Origin of the sequence: Streptomyces sp. NPDC059455 (assembly GCF_042750115.1) — a bacterium.
Classification (GTDB): Bacteria; Actinomycetota; Actinomycetes; order Streptomycetales; family Streptomycetaceae; genus Streptomyces; species Streptomyces endocoffeicus.
In genome coordinates this window covers 15,858-37,492 of the sequence record NZ_JBHYVB010000010.1, presented here as the reverse complement: position 1 = coordinate 37,492, position 21,635 = coordinate 15,858, and the positions used below count along the sequence as shown (strand labels likewise).

Sequence of the window (21,635 nt, the reverse complement as noted above, 5' to 3'; positions counted from 1 at the left end):
GCTCGGCGAAGAGTGCTCACGCGGTGAACAAGAGTCAAAAAGTGGGTAGATACCGGAACTCTTGCTTGCGTACCGTCATTCGCACGAGCCAACCTACTTGGCATGACAAGTTTGACGCGAATCGAAACGGTCACGACGAACGACCTCGACATCGCCTACGAACGACACGGACGCCCGGGTGCCCCTCCGGTCATCCTTCTGCACGGATTCCCGTACGACGTGCGCAGCTACGACGAAGTCGCCCGGATCCTCGCCGCAGCGGATGCCGAGGTGTTCGTTCCGTACCTGCGCGGGTTCGGACCCACCCGCTTCAGACGCCCCACGACCATCCGGTCCGGCCAGCAAGCAGCCCTTGCCCGCGACCTCATCGCGATGATCGAGGCCCTCGGCCTCAACCGCCCAGTCGTCGCGGGGTACGACTGGGGCGGACGCGCCGCGACCGTAACAGCGATGCTCCGACCCGACCTGATCACGGGACTCGTCAGCGTCGACGGCTACAACGTCCACGACCTGGCCAACAGCGACGCCCCAACGCCGCCGGACCAGGAACGGAAGCTCTGGTACAACTACTACCTTCATTCCGAACGTGGCCGTCGCGGGCTCGAACAACACCGCGAGGCATTCGCTCGCCTGCTCTGGGAGGAATGGTCGCCCGGATGGGACTTCACGGACAGGGAGTTCGCCGCGACCGCGCCCTCACTCCATAACGCCGACTTCGTCGCCGTCGCCGTCCACTCCTACCGACACCGGTTCCAACTCGCCACCGGCGCGCCGGAATACCAAGCCGACGAGGACCGCATCGCGCCACTTCCACGGATCCAGGTCCCCACCATCGCTGTCAGCGCACTCGACGACGGGCTCCGCGCGCCGAAACCGACCGCCGAACACGCCGCGCGCTTCCCCAATCTGATCGACGACATACGCCTTCGCGTCGGCCACAACCCACCCCAGGAAGCACCCGGCGAATTCGCGGACGCGGTCGCCAGAATCCGCTTCACCCACCGAATTCTTCGCCGCCGGTCGACCGAGTGACAGGTGTCCCGCGAGTCACGGCCTCTATCCAGGCGTGAAGTGCATCAGGCCGCACCCGCGGGGCGGTCGGCGATCGGAAGGGAGAAGGGCATGGCCACGTACAACACGGAAATCTTCACCGGCGGAGGGGGCTGGCAGCAGGACGAGCCCCTCAGCATCAGCATCAGCAACCGCGCGGAGGTTGTCCCGCAGAACGGTGGTCCCGCGACGGGGACCACCGTCACATGGAGCGGCTCCGACGCGGGGTCGGGCAGCGTCACCTTCTTCGACGGCGGCACGCGCTTCGAGGGCACCGCCCAGTTCCCGGACGAAGGCCCCGTCGGCTACCGGGGAACCCTGACCGGCTGACCAGCGGCCACGGTGACGGCCGCGGCCAGATGGGCCGCGGTCGGTCCCGGTCGCCGTCCTCGTCCGCCCCGGGGGCGACTACCGCTGAGCGGCAGCCTGGTACGCATGGCGACTCACATCGCCGATCAGGTTGATGCGGACCCGTCGCTCCACGAAGCACCACTGCCCATCACGGCGCTCGAAGCGGTCATGGTACCGACCGGCGGCGATGGGTTGCAGCGGCAGATCGGGCAAGGCCTGGAACACGGTGACGTACGAACGCGACACCGCCGTGCCCGCCTGTTCATCGACCTCGATGGCAACGTTGGTGGTGACATGCTGGGTTCGCGGTGTGCCGTCGGCGTACACGATCAAAGTGTCCTTGAACATCTTCTCGATCGCTTCGCGCCCGCTGACTGGCTCGCCAGTGCCCGTGAAGGTGGCTTCAGCGAGAAGCGTGCCGACTCCCGCGAAATCGCCGTCGTCCACGAGTTCGGCGTACCGTGCGATCAAGTTCTCGATCGCTCGGTAGCTCAATGTCGGATCGGCGGGCATGCCGATGGATGTGGACATGGTCTCCTCCAAGCAAAGCGGGAGATCTTCAGCGTGCTGCCCCTGGCGACAACACGGCTGCGAATCGGCCGGTTGCGACAGGCCAGCTTGCCATGTTCTGACGCCTGAATGAACGCTGCTGCCGATCGACCGGATCGCCGCCGACCGGCCGTACCGCTCGGGCAAGGACAAGAGGGCCATCGCGGCGCTGACGGATCACAGCGACCGGCCGCCTTGGCACACCGCGGCCCGGTCCTGATCAAGTGGCGCAGGCTCTGGATCAGTCTCATACGGGCAAGCTGGTGCCTCTTGGGAGGATGCCGCGGGCCGGACACCGGCGCCGGTGGCACCGACGCTGGCCACGACCACGAGAACCAGGCCGAGTGTCGCGGCCGTCCCGGGGCGCTGGCCGAGAACGAGCAGACCGACCGTGAGGGCGATGGCGGGCTCGAGGCTCATCAGAGTGCCGAACGCGGACGTGGTCAGACGACGCAGGGCGAGAAACTCGAGAGCGAACGGGATGACGGGGCTGAGCACCGCCAGAGCCAGCATGGTCCACAGCGGTGACCACGTGAGGCGTTCGGCGAGGCCCGGGGCGGCGATGGCCAGCCCCACCACCGCGGCGACCGGCATGGAGACAGCCAGTCCTCTCAGGCCGGTGACGCGATCACCGACCCGTTGGGTCAGCAGAATGTACGCGGCCCAGCACCCCGCGGCGAGCAGCGCGCTCCCCACCCCCACAAGGTCGGCGCCGCCGTGCCAGGGTTCGGTCAGCAGCACGACGCCCGTCGCCGCCGCGGCCGCCCAGACGAGGCGTCCCTTCCTCGGCCCGAAGAGGGACACAGTGAGCGGCCCCAAGAATTCCAGTGCGCTTGCGGTCCCCAGCGGGAGGCGGGCGATCGCCTGCATGAAGAAGACCATCATTCCGGCGGTCACGAGACCGAGCACCATGCAGGCAAGAAGATCCCGGGAGCTGAAATCACGAGGCCGGGGGCGGATGGCGACCAGCAGAATCAGCCCCGCCCAGCCCAGGCGCAGCCCCGCGGTTCCCAGCGCGCCGAGCTGTCCGAACAGCGGAACCGTCAGAGCCGATCCGAGCTGCACGGTGCACATCGAGGTGGCAGCCATGAGGAAACCGGCCCCGGCGCCGGCATGGCGCGAGCGATGGGAAGGAAGAGCCTCAGGCGGTTCGGGAGCGTTCATGGGCTCCAGTAGAGATCCTCGACACCGTTCACGTCCACGTGCCGATCCCGAATGATTCGTTCGGGATTCATGGACAATGAAGGGATGGAAACACGCCGCCTGCAGATGCTGGCCGAACTGGCCCGGCGAGGCTCGATGCGCGCCGTGGCCGAGGCCACCGCCACGACCACCTCGACGGTTTCTCAACAGATCGCCGCCTTGGCTCAGGACATGGGCACGGCACTGATCGAACCGCATGGACGCAGGGTCAGGCTCACGCCGGCGGGCCGCCGGCTGGCGGAACACGCCGTGACGATCCTCGCGGCAGTCGAGGCCGCACAGCGGGACCTGAGCCCCGACGCCCCACCGACCGGCACGGTGCGCGTGGCAGGCTTCGCCATGGCCATCCGAGCCCAACTGCTGCCCATCATCAGCACCTTGTCGACAAGCCATCCTGAGCTCAGCATCCTGGTCCGTGAGCACGAACCCGCCGAAGCCCACCATCTGCTGGCGAACGACGAGGCCGACCTCGCGCTCACCTACGACTACAACCTGGCACCGGCCGAGCCGGACCCCGCGGTCGTGACCACCCCGCTGTGGACCGCTCCCTGGGGTCTGGGCATTCCTGACCACGTCGCCCGTCCCTCAGCATCGGGCGCCCCGGAGGTCTTCCGCTGGTTCCGCACGGCGGATTGGATCGGCAACTCGCGCAACACCGGTGACGAGACCGTCATCCGGACCCTCGCCTCCATGGCCGACTTCACCCCCCACCTCACGCACCAGGCGGACAACCTCGACCTCGTACAGGGCATGATCGCGGCAGGGATGGGCGTAGGGCTGCTGCCGATGGGCACCTCCACGTTGCCCGGTGTCCATCTGCTGCCGCTCACCGCGCCGGACGTTGTTCTGCGCGCCTTCGCCGTCGCCCGCCGGGGTCGCGACAGCTGGCCTCCGCTGGCCCTGCTGACCGACCTGATCATTCGGCGATCAGCGCAGAGTGCATAGCCTCGATCGCCGCACCGGCTACCGGCGTGGACGGTGCGCCGGGGGGCGCGAAAGGTCATGGCAATGACCCGTCCGGACTCCGCGCGCGCCCTGCCCAGGGCCACGGGACGCGGCAATGATGAGCGGACCGCGCGTGATCCACACGACTCCGCATACCTGCCCCATGGGCAGATGGCATGCGGTGGAAGGAATCCACGTTGTTGCTCCTCATCTCCCCGGACAGCGTCGAGGAGGCCCTCGACTGCGCGAAGGCGGCGGAACACCTCGACATCGTCGACGTCAAAAAGCCCGACGAGGGCTCGCTCGGCGCGAACTTCCCCTGGGTCATCCGGCAGATCCGCGACACGGTCCCGGCGGACAAGCCGGTCTCCGCCACCGTGGGAGACGTCCCCTACAAGCCCGGCACAGTGGCCCAGGCGGCACTGGGCGCAACGGTCTCCGGAGCCACCTACATCAAGGTCGGCCTCTACGGATGCACGACCCCCGAACAGGCCATCGATGTCATGCGCGGGGTCGTCCGGGCGGTGAAGGACTACCAGCCGGACGCGTTCGTCGTCGCCTCCGGCTACGCCGACGCCCACCGCATCGGCTGCGTCAACCCGCTCGCGCTGCCCGACATCGCCCGCCGCTCCGGCTGTGACGCGGCCATGCTCGACACCGCGATCAAGGACGGGACACGGCTCTTCGACCACGTTCCGCCCGACCTCTGCGCGGAGTTTGTCCGGCAGGCCCACGATGCCGGTCTGCGCGCCGCCCTCGCGGGCAGCGTCAAAGCCGCGGACCTCGCCGCGCTGACCCGCATCGGCACCGACATCGTGGGGGTGCGCGGCGCGGTCTGCGAGGGAGGTGACCGCGCCACCGGACGGATTCAGCCGCAGCTGGTGGCCGCCTTCCGGGCGGAGATGGACCGGCACGCCCGGGAACACGCGGCGTCCGTCCCCACCGCGGGCTGACCGCCGGTATGCCGGCCAGCCCGTCCCCTGGCACGCCCGGGACCCGCGCTGGGAGCTTCGCCGTCCTCGATCCGGCCACCGGCGAGGCCTTCGATGAGGCCCCCGACCAGCAGCCGGAGGAGCTGGACGCCATCGTCGGCCGGGCCCACGCCGCCTGGCGCGGCTGGCGCGCCGACCCCGCCGCCCGCACCACCGCGCTGCTCGCGGCAGCCGACGCCGTGGAGGCCGCCGGGGCCGACCTCGCCCCACTACTCACCCGTGAACAGGGCAAACCCCTGGCCGAGTCCTACGCGGAGGTCGCCCGTACGACGGCCCGCCTGCGCTACTTCGCCGAGCTGGGCCCCGAAACCCGGCCGATCACGGACGGCCGGCCGGTACGCAGTGAGATCCGCTGGCGACCGCTCGGGCCCGTCGCCGCGATCGTCCCGTGGAACTTTCCCCTCCAGCTCGCCTCGGCGAAGTTCGCGCCCGCGCTCGCCGCGGGCAACACGATGGTGCTCAAGCCCTCCCCGTTCACGCCGCTCGCCACACGGCTGCTGGCGTCCGTCCTCTCCACCGCCCTCCCCCCGGACGTCCTGACCATCGTCACCGGCCGCGAACCGCTCGGCGCCCGTCTCGCCGCCCATCCGGGGATCCGCCACATGACCTTCACCGGCTCGGTTTCCACCGGACGGGCCGTCGCGCGGGCCGCGACGGCCTCGCTCGCCCCGGTCACCCTGGAACTGGGCGGAAACGACGCCGCCATCCTGCTGGAGGACGTGGACGTGGAACGGATCGCGGACCGGCTGTTCTGGGCGGCGTTCCGCAACTGCGGGCAGGTCTGCATGGCGGTCAAGCGCCTCTACGCCCCGGCCCGGCTCTACTCCCAGGTGGTCGAAGCCCTCACCCAGCGCGCGAAATCCGCCGTCGTCGGACCCGGGCTCGACCCCGCCTCACAGCTGGGCCCGGTCGGCAACGCCCCTCAACTGGCCCGCGTCGAGCACTACACGGCCCGGGCCCTGGCAGACGGTGCCCGGGCCATGGCCGGCGGCCACCGGCTGGACCGGCCCGGCTACTTCTTCGCCCCCACCATCCTGGCCGATGTCCCGCCCGACAGCCCCGTGGTCACGCAGGAGCAGTTCGGTCCGGTCCTGCCGGTGCTGCCGTACGCCGGCCTCGACGAAGCCATCGCAGCCGCCAACGACACCGGCTTCGGGCTGGGCGGCTCGGTATGGGGCACCGACCTGGACCGGGCCGAGACGGTGGCCGGCCGGCTGGAATGCGGGACGGCGTGGATCAACCACCACGCCGAAACCTCCCTCGCCCAGCCCTTCGCGGGCATCAAGGACAGCGGTGTCGGCGTGGCGGGCGGGCCGTGGGGGTTGTATGGGAACCTCAGCCCGTTCGTCGTACACCGTCCGGTTGAGGTGTGACGGATGAGGTGTGACGGATGAGGTTCACCGCGGCGGTACTGCGCTCCTATGAGAGCCGGTTCACCCTCGAGGAGGTGATGCTGCACGCGGGGCCAAGCGACGGCGAGATCCTGGTGAAGATCGCGGGCTGCGGAATGTGCCGCACCGATCTCGCGGTCCGGCACTCGGCCGGCCGCTCACCGCTCCCGGCGGTGCTCGGCCACGAAGGAGCCGGGATCGTGGTGGAGACAAGCGGCCCGGACACCGGCCTGAGCACCGGCGACCACGTCGTTCTGAGCTTCGACTCCTGCGGACACTGCCGGAACTGCATGGGCGCGGCCCCCGCCTACTGCGACTCCTTCGCCACACTCAACCTCTTCGGAGGGCGCAAGGAGCACGCGGCGCGATTCACCGACGCGGACGGAGGCGCATTGGCACCCCGGTGGTTCGGCCAGTCCTCCTTCGCCGAATACGCGATGGTCCCGGCCCGCAACGCCGTCCGGGTCGACCCCACACTGCCCATCGAACTCCTCGGACCGCTCGGCTGCGGCTTCCTCACCGGCGCCGGAGCGGTCTTCCACTCCTTCGGTGTCGGCCCCGGCGACACCATCGCGGTCTACGGCGCCGGAGCGGTCGGCCTGGCCGCGGTGATGGCGGCCACCGCCGCCGGAGCGGTGACCGTGGCCGTCGACCGGCACCCCGAGCGGCTGGCCCTCGCCGAGCGGCTCCACGCGATCCCGCTGCACGCCGGATCGGCCGACCTGCCCGACCTGCCTGACCTGGCCAGCCGCATCCAGCAACTGATCGACGGCGGCACACACTACGCGCTGGACACCACAGGCTCCCCCCAGCTGATCAACAACGCCCTTCGGGCCCTGCGCCCGACCGGCCACCTCGGCCTGGTGGCACGCCTCCACACCCCACTGCCACTCGAACCGGGGACCTTGGACCGGGGCCGGAGGATCTCCCACATCTGCGAAGGGGACGCGGTGCCGGGACTGCTGATCCCGCGGCTGACCAGGCTCTGGCAGACCGGGCGGTTCCCCTTCGACCAGCTGATCCGCGCCTACCCCCTCACCGACATCAACCAGGCCGAACGCGACTGCGACGCGGGCCGCGTGGTCAAACCCGTCCTGATTCCCGCGGGGCCAAGGGAGGACATTTGACTTCTCCCCCTCCTGAAGGAGGGGGATTCCTACGGCTCGCGCCGTGGGGGTTTCTGCTTCATCGCCGACCGCCCCATCCGGGAGGACTCCCGTTGAGGTCTTGCACCAGCTCCGCAGACAGACACCGCCAGCCCGGCGGCCAGAAGGTTCTTCGCGGCGTTCACATCACGGTCGTGGACCATTCCACAGTCGCACGTCCAGGTGCGGACGTTGAGCGGCAGCTTCCCCGCGAGGGTGCCGCAGTGGGAGCACAGCCTGGAGGAGGGGAAGAGGCGGTCAACCGCGATCACTTCCCGTCCGTACCACTGCGTCTTGTACTCCAGCATGCTCCGGAACTGTGTCCAGGCGGCGTCGCTGATGGCGCGGGCCAGACTCCGGTTCTTGACCATGTTGCGGACGGTCAGATCCTCGATCACGAGCGTTTGGTTCTCACGCACGAGTCGAGTGGTCAGCTTGTGCAGGTGGTCGCGCCGGCGGTCGGTGATCCTGGCGTGGATCCTGGCGACCTTGCGGCGGGCCTTGGCCCGGTTCGCGCCGTCGCCCCGGGCCTTCTTCGCCAAGCGCCGTTGCGCGAGCGCCAGACGCCGGCGGTCGCGGCGCTCGTGCCGCGGGTTGGCGATCTTCTCGCCGGTGGACAGGGTGAGCAGGTGGCTGAGGCCGACATCGATACCGACCGCGTTCTCGTTGTCGGCCAGTGGCTGGAGGACCGGGTCCTCGACAAGGAGGGAGACAAACCAGCGTCCGGTCGGGTCCTGCGACACCGTCACCGTGGACGGCTTCGCGCTCTCCGGCAGGGGGCGGGACCACACGATGTCCAACGGTTCCCTCATCTTGGCGGGGGTCAGCTTCCCGTCGCGGAAGCGAAACGCGCTGGTGGTGTACTCCGCGCTCTTGCGGGAGTTCTTTCGCGACTTGAACCGCGGGTACTTCGCCCGCTTGCCGAAGAAGTTCGTGAACGCCACTTGCAGTTGCCGCAGCGCCTGCTGGAGGGGAACCGACGACACCTCGTTGAGATAGGCCAGCTCTTCGGTCTTCTTCCACTGTGTCAGCAGAGCCGACGTCTGGTTGTAGTTGACCTGCTCCTGTCGCGCCCATGCCTCCGTACGGGCCGCGAGGGCCATGTTGTAGACCTTCCGCACGCATCCGAACGTGCGCGACAGCTCGGCCCCCTGCGCATCGGTCGGATAGAAGCGGTACCGATACGCCCGCTTCACGTAAGTGGACACGGCTCACAAACTAGTACATCAGCTTGTGACTTGCCGATTCGCGTAAGCGGACGCCAGGCCGCCCCCACGGCGAACCGGCTATCCCCGCCCTGCTCCGCAGGAGTCCGTTTCCTCCCCGGCCCGAAAGCCGGGATATCCACGGAGGAATCACGATGACCGACACAGCGCATCACAACACCGGTGTGGAAGGCGTGGAAGGGGGTGTCGGCCTGACCGCTCTCATGGTCGCCGCGGCCCGGGCGATCGAGACCCACCGCCACGACAGCCTGGCACAAGACATCTACGCAGAGCACTTCGTCCACGCCGCACCGGCCTGCGCGGACTGGCCGGTGCGCATACACCAGGTCGCGGACGGAGACGCGAACCCGCTGTGGGGACGCTTCGCCCGCTACTTCGGTCTGCGGACAAGGGTCCTCGACGACTTCCTCCTCCAGTCGGTGCGCGCGCACGGAGCCCGCCAAGTGGTCCTGCTCGGGGCGGGGTTGGATTCGCGGGCGTTCCGACTCGATTGGCCTCCCGGCTGTGTGATCTTCGAGATCGACAGGGAAGGCGTGCTGGCATTCAAGCACAAGGTCCTCGACGGACTGCCGACCGCCCCGAAGGCAGCCCGCGTACCGATCCCGGTCGACCTGCGTGCCGACTGGGCCGCAGCACTGACCGACGCGGGTTTCGACCCAGCCGCACCCAGCGCCTGGCTGGCCGAAGGGCTGCTGTTCTACCTGCCCAACGCCTCCGAGACGAACCTCATCCACACGGTGGACCGGCTGAGCGCGGGAGGAAGCACGCTGGCGTTCGAGGCCAAACTCGACAAGGACTTGCTCGAATACCGCGACAGCCCCCTCTACACCGCGACGAAACACCAGATCGGCATCGACCTGCTCAACCTGTTCAACCGAGAACCACGGCCCGACTCCGCAGGCGATCTCGCGGACAAGGGCTGGACCACAACCGTCCGGACCCCCTTCGACTACACCCGCCAATTCGGACGCGGCCCACGCCCCGAACACAACGACGCGCTGGCGGGCAACCGATGGGTATTCGCCCACAAGCCCCGCCTCTGACGCCACCACCCGAGAGCACGGCACGAACGGGGTACCGGTGGGCCCATGCCTTGCCACGTTGCATCCGACGAGGACCCGCGCCGCACTCCGCGTATCGGCGCGTATCTCGCTTGAGCGGTGGCACGGTCACGTCGTAGCCCTCAGCCGCCGCGGCATGCGGCGGGACCCGTGGGGTACCCGGCGGAAACACCTCACACTAGGAGTACTTCGCCATGATCTTCGCCATTGTTGGTATCTGTGCCGTTCTGGCCGTGCTGGCCTTCCTGGTCCCACGCCTGTCCCGGCACCCTGAACGCGGCACCCAACGCACCCTGGGCGCCGGATCACGCGCCGGCGGCAAAGCCCCCGGCATCTTGGGACGCATCCTCAGCAAACCCTTCCGCAGCAGCTCCAAGGCAGTCGGCCGCAGCGGCTCCGCCGGGCGCCGCGCCCGAGGCCACATGCCGTTCTAGCGCTCTGACCGAGAAGGTTGATCGAGGCGGTAGTTTCGCCTCGGCAGCCTGCCCGACGTGATCAACTCATACGCGAGGTCCGACGATGCCGCAGTCGCGATAGCCGGGGTACGGGCAGGCGCGGACGTGGTCCGCCACATGTACGGCCAGCGGCTCAGCCGCATCGACAAGGGTGCCGGGGACTTTGCCACCGCCGCCGATGTGGAGGCCGAGAAGGCGATCCTCGGCGTCATCCGTGCCGCACGGCCCGATGACACGGTGCTCGGCGAGGCAGGCAGACAGGCAGGCAGGCAACAGGGAAAGCTGAAACCGCGGTGACTGGAGTACTAGGAACGGGTCCGGCACAGTTCCTGGTCCACGAGTGTGCTCATGGCCTCCTGGGTGTCCTGGCCGCCGTCACTGGTGACGTACACCACGGCGGTCCGGGTCCCGTCTCGGGTGACGCCACCCCAGGTGTGATAGCCGAGCAGTTCGCCCGGGTGACCGAAGTAGCTGCCGCCGCAGGAGAGCGGGATCTCGCCCAGACCGAGTCCGTACCTCACACCCAACTCGGGCGCGGGCTTGGTGGTCGTCATCTCGTCGAGCTGCGCCGGAGCCAGCAGACGGCCGCCGAGCAGCGCGGTGTAGAACCGGTTGAGGTCGTGCGTGGTGCTGATGATCGACCCGGAACCGACGGCCATACTCGGATTGAGTGTCGTGACGTCGATGCCGGTGCCGATGCCGGTGCCGAACGCGGCGTAGCCGTGGGCGTGCGGGCCCGGGATGGACGGGAAGGTGCCGGGCGTACTGGTGTCTCTGAGGCCCAGCGGGCGGATGATGCGGTCGTTCACCTCCTGTGCCCAGCTCCGGCCGGTGATCTCGTGGATGATCATTGCGGCGAGAATGTAGTTGGTGTTGGAGTACGACCAGTCAGTGCCCGGGGGGAAGTTGGGAGGGTGCCGTATCGCCAGCCTCACCAACTGCTCGGGGGTGAAGGTGCGGAACCGCTCGGCTCGATAGCCGTCCGCGCTGTTCAACGCGGGTATCTCCGGCTCGACGTCAGGGATGCCGCTGGTGTGCTGCAGCAGCTGCCGCACGGTGATCCGGCCGCCGTCGTTGCCGTTGCCCTGGACCGCTCCCGGCAGCCACTGCTCGACGGTGTCCTCAAGGGACATTCGCCCCTCGCCGACGAGTTGCAGCACGACCGTGGCGGTGAAGGTCTTGGTGGCGCTGCCGATCCGGAGCCTGCCGTTGTGCGGCATCGGCCTCCCGGTGCCCCTGACGGCCGTCCCGGCGCGCGCGCTGTCACGTGTGTGCGGTGACGTCACCTCGGCGAACACACCGACGGCCCCGGTGTCGTGGATCGCGTCCACCTGCTGTTGGAGCGGATCGGCCCGCTGGGGCTTCGCCGCCGCCGTCAGCCCGGTCGATGCGGCGAGGAGGACCGCGGCCAGGCCGGTCAGGACGAGTGGGCCCCACCGACGCGTTTCTGACACATGCATGACGTTCCCTTTTCTGATCAGGTCGCCCGCGCGTCCAGGGACCGCTCAGACTGTGGCGCACGGCGGCTTCGCTCCCCGGAGCCGGTGGTCGAGGACCATCCCACCAGCGGAGAGGGGATCGGCCCATCCGGCTTTCCCCCGACGTGCCGATGTGCTGTCCTCAGGGCGCTGCCTGGGGCTACCCGTACAAGCGCGGATCCACTGTGCCCGGCCCTGCCGACACGCTGTACGCGATCCGCGTGGCGGTACCCGTCACGGAGTGCGGAAGCCGCGAAAGGTCACATGCTTCCGGCTCGCGAAGCCAAGCCGTTCGTAGAGCGCCATCGCGCCGGTGTTCGTCTCGGCCACGTGCAGGAAGGGGCGTTCGTTCCGATCCAGGATGCGTGCGACGAGGGCACTGATCAGGCGGGCGGCGTGGCCTCGCCCGCGTGCCTCCGGGGCCGTGCAGACGGCGCTGATCTCGGTCCATCCCGGGGGTCGGAGCCGTTCGCCCGCCATGGCCACGAGGTTGTCGCCGTCGCGGATGCCGAGGTAGGTGCCGAGTTCGAGGGTACGCGGCCAGAACGGTCCCGGTTGGGTCCGCGCGACCAGGTCGAGCATCTGGGGCACATCGGCCGCACCCAGTTCGACCACGTCGGTGCCGTTCACCGCATGCGGCTGGTCGGGACGGCCGCCGCTGCCGGACCAGATCATCTGCCGGCCTTCGAGGACGAAAACCTGCTCCCAGCCCGGAGGAGGGGACGCCTGGCAGCTGAACATGTCGGCGAACGCGTCCCGTCCGAGGAGCCGCGCGAGACCGGCCCAGTCCGCCGCGTCCGCGTCGGCGGGTACCGCGGAGAAGGTCGCGACTCCCGGCAGGTAGGTGGCGGCCCGGCCCAGTCGGCGCCCCAGACCTGCGTGGCGGCCGCGCAGCGACTCGCCCACCGGGTCCTCGAGTGCCGCGGTGTCACCGCGGTCACCGCTCGTCATCGTGATGTGCCTTTCCCACTGTGCGCGGTCGGCCGAGCGGCGCGATACCGCCCGACGCGTTTCCCCGTCTGGATTCCTGCCGAACGCGTCCGGTAGTGGCGCCGGGGTGATGGAACCATAACTGCCACCGGGCCCGTCGCTTCGCGAGGGGGCGGGCGTCCCTCCCGGCCTCTCCACGGCGCGGATCGCCCAGCCATCGACGGACTGGCCGTCATCCACCACTCTGCCGCTCAGCCGCTCAGCCGCTCAGAAATCCTGTGGCCGGTCACGGTCGGCGGGTGTCAGACTGACCGCGTCAAAGGGGCGTAGCTCAGCCCGGCCAGAGCAGCGGACTCCAAACCCGCGCGCCGCAGGTTCGAATCCTGCCGCCCCTGCCATGCAATGCGCCGCCATTGCCGACGGGCCTCTGCCTCGGCAGAGGTACCGCGTCCGTTATTTGCCGGCAAGCAAGCCGTGTGGCCACGGACGCTTACCGCGTCAGATAGCGCGCTGAGCCTTGCCTTTCCGGTCAGTGCTTTGAGCTGGGGTGATCGGACGGAAAAGCCGCGGTGTCGGTCACACATCGGTGGCTGTCGGTCCGTTGTCGGTGGTCGGTCGGCGAGGCCTGGAACCTTTCAAATCGATCCTGCCGGATGCCCATCCGGCAGGCGTGCGACAGCAAGGAACCAGCATGACCACTGATGTCACGATCATCGGTGCCGGACTCGGCGGCCTCACGCTCGCCCGCGTCCTGCACGTTCACGGCATCCCGGCCACCGTCTACGAGGCGGAGGCCTCCCCGGCGGCGCGCACGCAGGGCGGGATGCTCGACATCCACGAGGACAGCGGACAGCCGGCTCTCGAGGCGGCCGGCCTGGCGGACGAGTTCCGCGGCCTCGTTCTGGAGGGCCGCCAGGCGATACGGGTCCTCGACCGGGACGGGACCGTCCTGTTCGAGAAGGTCGACGACGGTACGGGGGGCAGCCCCGAGGTGCTGCGCGGCGAGTTGCGGCAGACGCTCCTCGACTCGCTCCCGGCCGACACCGTCCGGTGGGGGCACAAGGTCAGCGGGACGCGTGCCCTCGGCGGGGGCCGCCACCAGGTGACGTTCGCCGACGGCAGCACCGTCACCACCGGCCTGCTGGTCGGCGCGGACGGCGCGTGGTCCCGAGTCCGGCCACTGCTGTCCGACACCACCCCCGAGTACATCGGTATGTCGGCCGTCGAGACGTACCTGTTCGACGCCGACACCCGCCACCCGGCCAGTGCGAAAGCGGTCAGCGGCGGGTCGCTGTTCGCGCTCGCGCCGGGCAAGGGATTCCTGGCTCACCGGGAGAAGGGCGGCACCCTGCACACCTACGTGATGCTCGCCCGGCCGCGGGACTGGTTCGCGGACATCGACTTCACCGATTCCGCCGCGGCCACCGCACGGATCGCGCGGGAGTTCACCGGCTGGGCACCGGAGCTCACCGCGCTGATCGCCGACGGTGACACCGCCCCGGTGCCGCGCCCCCTCTTCGCCCTGCCCGTCGAGCACCGGTGGGAGCGGGTGCCGGGAGTGACCCTGCTCGGCGACGCCGCCCACCTCTCGCTCCCGAACGGCGAGGGCGCCAACCTGGCCATGTACGACGCCGCCGAACTCGCCAAGGCCCTCGCCGCACACCCCGACGACGTCGAGACCGCGCTCACCGAATACGAGCAGGCCATGTTCCCGCGCAGTGCTGCGGCCGCCACCGAAGGCATCTACGTCCACGAGTTGTTCTACGGAGACGACGCACCCCACGGCCTGATCAACATGTTCACCGGAGGCGAGTAGACCCCCGTGAGCCGCCGACTCCCACAGTCAGTCACCCGGCACGACTCCCGCACTGAGATACTGGCCAATCGATATCGGATCGCCTCAGACGGATGTGTGATGGCAGGCTGCCTCCATGGATCACGCGGAAGTACTGCTCATCGGAGGGCGGGCCGGAGTTGGCAAGACGACGGTGGGGTGGGAGGTATCGGCCGTACTGCGGGCCGCAGCCGTCTCGCACGCGGTCATCGATGGCGACTTCATGGGGCAGGTCCATCCGGCCCCGGAGGGAGATCCTCACTGCTCGGAGATCACCGAAAGCAATCTGACGGCCGTGTGGGCGAACTTCGCCCGACGCGGCTACCGCCGACTGATCTACACCAACACCGTGAGTGTGCTGCCTGAGTCCACGGGAATGTTCGAGCGCGCTATGGGAACGGGGACGCGGATCATACGGGTTCTGCTCACCGCCACCGATGCCACCGCCCGAGAGCGGCTGGTGCGCCGGGAACTCGGCTCGGAGCTGGAGCAGGAGCTGAAGAGCAGTGCTCGCAAGGCACGGCTGCTGGACCAGCAGGCCACCGCGGAGACTGTACGGGTGGCGACGGATGGGCGTGTTGTCGTAGATATCGCGCGTGAGGTGGTGACCGCGACCGGCTGGGCCAATTCGATCACTTGAGGACCGGTGCACGATCCGCGGTACAGCTCCCGCATCGCGGCCCGAACGCTCAACCCCTCTGGCTGGGACCGGAGTTCAGGAGCCGCTGGCCGCCGTGACGAGCCCTGATTCGTAGGCGCTGATGACCAGTTGCGCACGATCGCGCGCTTCCAGCTTGCTCAGCAGCCTGCCGATGTGTGTCTTCACGGTGCCGTGGCTGAGGTGGAGGTACTCGGCGATGTGGGTGTTGGAAAACCCGCGCGCCACCAGCAGCAGGACCTCTCGCTCGCGGTCCGTGAGGCTCGCAAGCGAGGAGCGGGGAGCCGGGCGGGCGTGGGGAAGGCGGGCGAACTCGGCGATCAGGCGCCGGGTCACCGAGGGGGCCAGGAGGGACTCCCCGGCGGCGACGGTGCGGATGCCGGCCAGCAGGACCTCGGGGGATGTGTCCTTCAGCAGGAACCCCGCTGCCCCGGCCCGCAGCGCGCCGTACACGTACTCGTCGAGGTCGAAGGTCGTCAGGATGAGGATGCGTGTCCGCGCTGTCTCGGGCGACCGGGCTATGTGCCGCGTGGCCTCGATCCCGTCCATGCCGGGCATTCGGATGTCCATGAGCACCACGTCCGGGCGCAGCCGCCGGGTGCTCTCGACGGCTTCGGCGCCGGTGCCGGCCTCGCCCACCGCGGTCAGCCCGGGCGCGGTGTCGATGAGCACCCGGAAGCTGCCTCGGAGCAGGGATTGGTCGTCGGCGACGAGTACCCGGATCGGTTCGGTCACGCGGTCGGCTCCCTTCGGTCCGGTGCGGTGCCGTGCGTGGGTTCGGCCGGGAGACTGGCCGAGACGGCGAACCCGCCGCCGGGCCGTGGCCCGGCCTGAAGCGTCCCCCCGTACATCATCGCCCGTTCCCGCATCCCCACCAGTCCGTGACCGCCCCTGAGGTCCCCTCGACCGGACGCGGCCGCCCTCCCCGCTCCGTCGTCGACCACTTCGATCTGCACCTGGCCGCGCGTGTCCGCGGTGACGGTCACCTCGCAGTGCGTTCCGTCGCCGGCGTGCTTGACGACGTTGGTCAGTGCCTCCTGGACGATGCGGTAGACGGTCAGTGCCGTCCCCGCCGGGAGGTCGGCCGCCAGGCGTGTACGGAGCCTGATGCGGATGCCTGCCTGTTCGGCACGCCGGACCAGCGAGGGCAGGTCGTCCAGTCCGGGAGGGGGTGCCATCCGCGCCGAGCCGGCACCTGACGTGTGCGGTCCGGCGCCGGCACCCGACGCGTGCGGTCCGGCGCCGGCACCTGGTGTGTGCGGTGTGGCGGGGTCGCCGCGCAGCATGCCCAGGGCGCGCCGCATCTCGGTCAGCGCCTCCCGGCCGGTCCGCTCGATCGCACCGATGGCGTCCCGTGTCTCCTCGGGGCGTTCCTCGGCCACGTGATTGGCGACGGACGCCTTGACGACGATCACGCTGAGGCTGTGCGAGACGATGTCGTGCAACTCCCGGGCGATGCGCAGGCGTTCCTCGGCCAGCGCCTCCTCGGCCAGGCGCCGCTCGCGCCGTACCGCCCGGGCTCGCCGCTGACGTACGGCACGGCCCGCGGCCCAAGCGCCACCGACCACCAGCCACACCAGCGCCGCGGTTCCGAGCGCTTCCGGCCACGGGCCGGACGGGGTCAGCACCGCCTCCCCGGTGATGACCGCGGCCGCCGAGACGGCCAGGGTCAGTGCGAGTGTCACCACGGCCCGGCGGGGCGGTATCAGGAGCGCCACCGCGTAGAGGGCCAGGGCGGTGGAGAGGTAGGGGTCGCGGGTGATGTCGAGGAGGGTCGCCGCTGCCGTGGCGCCCAGCACCACCGCGAGGGCGGGCAGGGGCCACAGGCGCCGAATGGCCAGCGGTGCTCCCACACCCGCCGCCACCAGCCAGCCCGCCCACACCGGGCCGGAGAACCGGGGAAGGCCGTCGGACCCGCCCTGCCCGGCCAGTGCCACATACGCGGCCGTCACCACGCCCGCCACGCAGGCGTCGACCGCCAGCAGATGTGGCCCTGTCCGTGGGCGCCACCGCACAATGCGCACCGCACGACAATACCGGGCGCTCATCCCGCCTGCCCGAAGCAGAACATCGCGGTGGCCACCACACCCACCAGTACAAGCCTCCCGACGACCGTGGCCGCCCGGGGAGTTGGCCCTGTGCGCCATGCGGCCACGCCCAGCGGTACGAGTGCCACGCACAGCCCCGCGGCAGCCGCGACCGACCCTGCCGTCGTCCCCTTCAGCACCCCCAGTGGCATCGCCGACACCAGGCCCAGGGCCGCCGCACGCAGGGGTCCGAGCACCTGTGCGCGGTAGGCGCCCACGGCCAGTAGGATCCAGCCGCTCATGATGGCCGCGTTCAGCGTGCTGAAGACGTGGAAAGCGCCATAGGTCTCGCTCACGGTCCGGGCCGCCGATACCGCGCCCTGAGCGGTCACCAGCTGGAAGTCCGCGTGATCCACGCCTGCGTGAAACACCCGGGCGAACAGGCCCAGGACGGTGAGGGCACCGCCCCACACAGCCAGCTCCCGGAAACGCGCACCGATCCGGGCGGCCAGGAGCGCCACTCCCGGCCAGAGCAGCGCCCACCCCGCCGAAACAAGACTGTACGAGGCGGTCATGAGACGCGGATGGCGCTCGTAGGCGCTCAGCTGCGCGGGAAAGAAGAAGCTGAAGCGCATGCGGAGCAGCACACCGGCAAGTACCAGCAAGGGCCCGACGACGAGGGATGCCGCGCCCACCCAGCGTCCCGGGAAGAGAGCCTGCGGCGCGGCGATTGACGGAGAAGTGACGGTCATGGGGCAACGATGTCGCCACCGCACACGCCACGTCGTCGGAGCACGGACCACACTTCCGGGTCGGACCGTGGTCGTACCTCCCCCGCCGCGCCTCTGACCCTGGTCCGACCTCACCGTCACCATGACGCGCGGTCATGACCAACACTGACGTTCACCCCGGGCCACCAGCCAACCGCCCACTCATAGCCGGAAACTGACGCGGCGGTAGGCTGCGGCGGTTCCTCAGCCAACGAGCCCTTGGGAGTAATCGATGAAGGCATTCCGGTACGTGGCACAGGGCGCCCCGCTGCAGAGTGCCGAACTGCCGGACCCGGTGGCCGCCCCGGGCTGGGTCGTGGTGGACGTCGAGGCCGCCGGGCTGTGCCACTCCGACGTCCATGTGATGGACGGCCTGATCGAGCCCATCTGCCGACCGCCCTTCACTCTCGGCCACGAGGTCGCAGGCACCGTGTCCGCCCTCGGCGAAGGCGTGGAGGGCTATGCGATTGGCGATCGCGTGGCCGTCGCGATCATCGCGCATCCGCAGGTCCAGGCGTCCTACGCGCCGGGCATCGGCGTCGACGGCGGCTACGCCGAAGGCCTGGTCGCCCATGCCTCCACCCTCGTCCCCCTGCCCGACAACGTCTCCACCGTCCATGCGGCCGTCGCCACGGACTCCGTTGTCACCGCCTACCACGCGGTCCGCACCGAGGCCCAGGCCAAACCGGGCGAGGTGGTCGCCGTCATCGGGCTCGGCGGTCTCGGCCTCAACGGAGTCCGTACGGGAGTGATCGCGGGGGCCACGGTCTACGGCGTGGACATCAACCCCGACACCTTCGAGGCCGCCCACGCTGCGGGCGCCCGCGAGTGCTTCACCGACACCGCCGCGCTGGCGGACCTGCGGCCCGATGCCATCATCGACTTCGCGGGCGTGGGCTCCACCACGTCCGACGCGATCGATGCCGTACGCCGCAACGGCCGCGTGGTCATGGTCGGCCTCGGTACGCAGACCACGACCTTCTCCAACGGCAGCCTCATCCGCAAAAGCGTGCAGCTCCGCGGCTCCTACGGCGCCAGCAAGGACGAATACCGTCAGGTTCTGGGCTTCATCGCGGACGGCCGGATCGAACCGATCGTGGAGGAGATCCCCTTCGCCGATCTCAACCAGGGCCTGGACCGACTCCGCCACGGCAAGGTCCGCGGCCGCCTGATCACCCGCCCCAGGGGCTGACCCCGGCCTCCTCGGCGTTCACACTCTCCGTCAGCCCAGCAGCGACCGAGGTCGCGAGTCCAGGATCGCCTCGGCCTCGTCGCTGATCGTCCGGACCACGTCCGCGGCGACGGCCGCCTCCGCGTCGTCGAAGTTCTGGACTCGGCACATCACCCGGGCCCCGCCCCCTTGGCGCGCGCCACGGCCGAGGCCAGGGATGCGTTCCCGCGAAGGAGCCGAGCCCGCCGGTCACGCCGAGCGGGAGAGCTGTTCGCGTACCCATGCGGGGTCGGGGTTGGTGTGTGGCCGGCCTGCCACGACGACGGTCGGTACGGTCTCGTTGCCGTCGTTGGCCGCCCTTACTGTTGCCGCTCCAGTCGGGTCACGCCAGATGTTGACCCAGTGCGCCTGGCGGGCGCCGCGGCCCAGGCGGATGCGCAGGCGGAGGCAGAACGCGCAGCCCGGTCGCCAGAAGACGACTGGGCGGCCGTCTGCCGCGCTGCGTCGTTGTGCCTCCGGTGCGCTGATCGACCTCGGGAAGATCAGAGGCGAGTTCACACCTGCGAGCAGTGCGAACACCAGCAGGAGCGCTACGGCTGTGCCGGGGTTTCCGCTGGAGATCAGGCCGGTGGCGAGGGCTGCGCCGCAGAGCACGAGGACTATCGGCAGGATCCAAGCGCGCGTCATAGCGGCCAAGGCTATCGGTGTGCCGGGCTCCGGCTTCGACGACCGTCGGCTTCCCGCTCATGACGCCGACGTCCCGGTCTCTCGACCGTCGACGTACGTCGCCACCACCTCGATGTCCCCGATACGCGACGTCTCGACCCGCCGGGGGTCGTCGCCGAGCACGACCAGGTCGGCGAGCTTGCCCGGGGTGAGGCTTCCCAGGCTGTCCTCCCAGTGGCAGGCGAACGCGCCTGTGGCCGTGTAGGCCCGCAGGGCCTCGTCGAGGGTGATCCCCTCATCCGGGCCGATCACCTGACCGGATTCGGAGGTTCGCTCGACCATGAACTGGATGGCCCTCAGCGGAGATCCGTCCGTGACGGGACGGTCGGAGCTGCCGACGAGGGGGATGCCGTGGTCCAGGAATGCCTTGCCGCGGTAGAGCCACGGGGCCCGTTCCTCGCCCATGATCGCCGCGTAGTCGTCGCCGAAGTAGCGCAGGAAGTTGGGCTGGACGACCGCGCTGATGCCGAGTTGCGCGAAGCGCGGAAGCTGGTCGGGGCGGATCAGGCCGGCGTGCTCGATGCGGTGCCGGGCGCCGGGGCGTGGCCGGAGGCGCTGGGCCCGTTCCAGGGCGTCCAGGGCCACGTCAGCGGCGCGGTCGCCGATCGCGTGGACCGCGAGCTGCCACCCGGCCAGATGGCCGTCCACGATCGTGTCCGCGAGCGCCTCCGGGTCGTCCTGTAGCTCACCCATGTGATCCAGCCCCTTGTACGGGCCGCTGAGCGCGGCGGTCCGGGCCATCATGCCGCCGTCTGTGTAGATCTTCAGCGCGCCCACGGAGAGCCGGTCGCCGCCGAACCCGGTGCGCAGTCCGAGGTCGAGGGCTCGGGGAATGCCGTCGGCTTCGTGTGCGGCGACCGGGTGCAACCGGTCGGCGGACACCATGACCTGTACCCGCAGCGGCAACAGACCTGATTCGTGGGCGAGTTGGTAGGCGCCCAGCTCGACCGGGCTGTGGCCGAAGAGGGCTCCGCCGATGCCCGCCTCGGCGCAGGCGGTGACGCCCTCGGCCAGGCAGGTGCGGGCGGCGCGGGCGATCGCCTCGGCCAGTTCCCGCTGGGAGTGCGGGAGGCGCAGAGCGCGGGCGGCGCCCATGGCACCCTCGGCGAGGAAGCCGCTCTCGTGCGGGATGTCGGCGGGGAGCAGGTCGAGAACGGCGGAGTTGACGAGGCAGCCGTGTCCGGAATCGTGCGTCACCAACAGCTTGCGTCCGTGGCTGACCCTGTCCAGTTCGGCGGCGGTCAGGTGGCGTCCCAGGGCTCGCTGGTCGTAGCCGACGATGCTCACCCAGGCTCCGGGCGAGCTGTTCCGGGTGACGGCCTCCTCCACGGTGGCGAGCATGTCGTCGATGCGAGTGCGCCCCGCGATGCTCGGGGTCTTCTGCTTGAACCCGGTCCAGGCCAGGTGCACATGGGGGTCGATGAACCCGGGCAGCACGGTGGCGCCCCGCAGGTCGATCACCTCACGGGCGGGCAGGGGGGTCACGGCCTCGTCCAGGCCCACGATCCGGCCCCGCCAGATGCCCAGGTCGTGGGCAACGGGGTGGTCCGGGTCCATGGTGAGGAAGCGGGCGTTCGTCAGTCTGGTGCAGAGCATCTGCCAGGGCTCTCCTCGGTGCCTGGGCGGCTTGCGATGACGAGGGGTCAGGCGGCGGCCCGAGTCAGTTCTCCAGG

21 protein-coding genes, 1 tRNA gene and 1 pseudogene are annotated in these 21,635 nt (G+C 69.8%); 13 read left to right on the top strand and 10 right to left on the bottom strand.

What is annotated here, in order from left to right:
• Window positions 1-102 precede the first annotated feature (102 nt).
• Complete coding sequence (locus ACFXB5_RS05295) at window positions 103-1,032, top strand: alpha/beta fold hydrolase (RefSeq protein WP_385202602.1); 930 nt, start codon at window positions 103-105, stop codon at window positions 1,030-1,032.
• Window positions 1,033-1,122: 90 nt separating this feature from the next.
• Complete coding sequence (locus tag ACFXB5_RS05290) at window positions 1,123-1,380, top strand: hypothetical protein (protein ID WP_201846575.1); 258 nt, start codon at window positions 1,123-1,125, stop codon at window positions 1,378-1,380.
• Between the two features lie 78 nt (window positions 1,381-1,458).
• Here ACFXB5_RS05290 and ACFXB5_RS05285 read toward each other — a convergent pair whose 3' ends face one another.
• A complete protein-coding gene (locus ACFXB5_RS05285; protein WP_385202598.1) occupies window positions 1,459-1,932 on the bottom strand; it encodes a nuclear transport factor 2 family protein in 474 nt (157 codons plus the stop codon).
• 195 nt (window positions 1,933-2,127) lie between these two features.
• Entirely contained in the window at window positions 2,128-3,114 is a 987-nt protein-coding gene (locus ACFXB5_RS05280; RefSeq protein ID WP_385202596.1) for a DMT family transporter, read from the bottom strand.
• Window positions 3,115-3,198: 84 nt separating this feature from the next.
• Between ACFXB5_RS05280 and ACFXB5_RS05275 the strand changes: the two genes are divergently transcribed.
• The 4 genes from ACFXB5_RS05275 to ACFXB5_RS05260 all read left to right on the top strand — a co-directional run bounded on the left by ACFXB5_RS05275 (window position 3,199) and on the right by ACFXB5_RS05260 (window position 7,608).
• Complete coding sequence (locus tag ACFXB5_RS05275) at window positions 3,199-4,098, top strand: LysR substrate-binding domain-containing protein (protein WP_385202594.1); 900 nt, start codon at window positions 3,199-3,201, stop codon at window positions 4,096-4,098.
• A 176-nt stretch (window positions 4,099-4,274) separates the two neighbouring features.
• Window positions 4,275-5,051 (top strand): (5-formylfuran-3-yl)methyl phosphate synthase, encoded by a 777-nt coding sequence (locus ACFXB5_RS05270; protein WP_385202591.1) that lies wholly within the window; start codon window positions 4,275-4,277, stop codon window positions 5,049-5,051.
• An 8-nt stretch (window positions 5,052-5,059) separates the two neighbouring features.
• A complete protein-coding gene (locus tag ACFXB5_RS05265) occupies window positions 5,060-6,463 on the top strand; it encodes an aldehyde dehydrogenase family protein (protein ID WP_385202589.1) in 1,404 nt (467 codons plus the stop codon).
• A gap of 17 nt (window positions 6,464-6,480) precedes the next feature.
• The gene (locus ACFXB5_RS05260; RefSeq protein ID WP_385202586.1) at window positions 6,481-7,608 is read left to right on the top strand and encodes an NAD(P)-dependent alcohol dehydrogenase; all 1,128 of its coding nucleotides are present in this window, start codon (window positions 6,481-6,483) and stop codon (window positions 7,606-7,608) included.
• Between the two features lie 29 nt (window positions 7,609-7,637).
• Here the strand turns inward: ACFXB5_RS05260 and ACFXB5_RS05255 are convergent, their stop codons facing one another.
• On the bottom strand, window positions 7,638-8,834 hold the full coding sequence (locus ACFXB5_RS05255; protein WP_385202583.1) for an RNA-guided endonuclease InsQ/TnpB family protein: 1,197 nt from the start codon (window positions 8,832-8,834) through the stop codon (window positions 7,638-7,640).
• Between the two features lie 152 nt (window positions 8,835-8,986).
• Here ACFXB5_RS05255 and ACFXB5_RS05250 point away from each other — a divergent pair, with 152 nt between their 5' ends.
• The 3 genes and pseudogenes from ACFXB5_RS05250 to ACFXB5_RS05240 form a co-directional block, all read left to right on the top strand.
• The gene (locus ACFXB5_RS05250) at window positions 8,987-9,895 is read left to right on the top strand and encodes a class I SAM-dependent methyltransferase (RefSeq protein WP_385202581.1); all 909 of its coding nucleotides are present in this window, start codon (window positions 8,987-8,989) and stop codon (window positions 9,893-9,895) included.
• A 212-nt stretch (window positions 9,896-10,107) separates the two neighbouring features.
• Entirely contained in the window at window positions 10,108-10,347 is a 240-nt protein-coding gene (locus ACFXB5_RS05245; protein ID WP_385202578.1) for a DUF6411 family protein, read from the top strand.
• Between the two features lie 57 nt (window positions 10,348-10,404).
• A pseudogene (locus tag ACFXB5_RS05240) lies at window positions 10,405-10,635 on the top strand (inositol monophosphatase family protein); the annotation flags it as partial.
• Window positions 10,636-10,673: 38 nt separating this feature from the next.
• Here ACFXB5_RS05240 and ACFXB5_RS05235 read toward each other — a convergent pair.
• Complete coding sequence (locus ACFXB5_RS05235) at window positions 10,674-11,828, bottom strand: serine hydrolase domain-containing protein (protein WP_385202576.1); 1,155 nt, start codon at window positions 11,826-11,828, stop codon at window positions 10,674-10,676.
• Window positions 11,829-12,080: 252 nt separating this feature from the next.
• A complete protein-coding gene (locus ACFXB5_RS05230; protein WP_385202574.1) occupies window positions 12,081-12,797 on the bottom strand; it encodes a GNAT family N-acetyltransferase in 717 nt (238 codons plus the stop codon).
• 299 nt (window positions 12,798-13,096) lie between these two features.
• Between ACFXB5_RS05230 and ACFXB5_RS05225 the strand changes: the two genes are divergently transcribed.
• The 3 genes from ACFXB5_RS05225 (at window position 13,097) to ACFXB5_RS05215 (ending at window position 15,250) form a co-directional block, all read left to right on the top strand.
• Window positions 13,097-13,174, top strand: a tRNA-Trp gene (locus tag ACFXB5_RS05225).
• Window positions 13,175-13,467: 293 nt separating this feature from the next.
• A complete protein-coding gene (locus tag ACFXB5_RS05220; RefSeq protein WP_385202572.1) occupies window positions 13,468-14,592 on the top strand; it encodes an FAD-dependent oxidoreductase in 1,125 nt (374 codons plus the stop codon).
• Between the two features lie 115 nt (window positions 14,593-14,707).
• Window positions 14,708-15,250 (top strand): AAA family ATPase, encoded by a 543-nt coding sequence (locus tag ACFXB5_RS05215; protein ID WP_385202570.1) that lies wholly within the window; start codon window positions 14,708-14,710, stop codon window positions 15,248-15,250.
• 75 nt (window positions 15,251-15,325) lie between these two features.
• Here ACFXB5_RS05215 and ACFXB5_RS05210 read toward each other — a convergent pair whose 3' ends face one another.
• From ACFXB5_RS05210 to ACFXB5_RS05200, 3 genes are read right to left on the bottom strand one after another with little or no spacing between them, the layout of a single operon-like run.
• Window positions 15,326-16,003: a response regulator gene (locus ACFXB5_RS05210; RefSeq protein ID WP_385202568.1), complete on the bottom strand. Its 678-nt coding sequence runs from the start codon at window positions 16,001-16,003 to the stop codon at window positions 15,326-15,328.
• Window positions 16,000-17,292: a sensor histidine kinase gene (locus ACFXB5_RS05205; protein ID WP_385202566.1), complete on the bottom strand. Its 1,293-nt coding sequence runs from the start codon at window positions 17,290-17,292 to the stop codon at window positions 16,000-16,002. The genes ACFXB5_RS05210 and ACFXB5_RS05205 overlap by 4 nt, the downstream gene beginning before the upstream one ends.
• 20 nt (window positions 17,293-17,312) lie before the next feature.
• Window positions 17,313-18,047, bottom strand: a complete 735-nt coding sequence (locus ACFXB5_RS05200; protein ID WP_385202563.1) for a hypothetical protein — start codon at window positions 18,045-18,047, stop codon at window positions 17,313-17,315.
• Window positions 18,048-18,297: 250 nt separating this feature from the next.
• Here ACFXB5_RS05200 and ACFXB5_RS05195 point away from each other — a divergent pair, with 250 nt between their 5' ends.
• Entirely contained in the window at window positions 18,298-19,257 is a 960-nt protein-coding gene (locus ACFXB5_RS05195; protein WP_385202561.1) for a zinc-binding dehydrogenase, read from the top strand.
• 228 nt (window positions 19,258-19,485) lie between these two features.
• Here ACFXB5_RS05195 and ACFXB5_RS05190 read toward each other — a convergent pair whose 3' ends face one another.
• Both ACFXB5_RS05190 and ACFXB5_RS05185 read right to left on the bottom strand, forming a co-directional pair.
• Window positions 19,486-19,923: a glutaredoxin domain-containing protein gene (locus ACFXB5_RS05190; RefSeq protein ID WP_385202560.1), complete on the bottom strand. Its 438-nt coding sequence runs from the start codon at window positions 19,921-19,923 to the stop codon at window positions 19,486-19,488.
• Between the two features lie 57 nt (window positions 19,924-19,980).
• A complete protein-coding gene (locus tag ACFXB5_RS05185; RefSeq protein ID WP_385202558.1) occupies window positions 19,981-21,558 on the bottom strand; it encodes an amidohydrolase in 1,578 nt (525 codons plus the stop codon).
• Window positions 21,559-21,635: the final 77 nt, after the last annotated feature.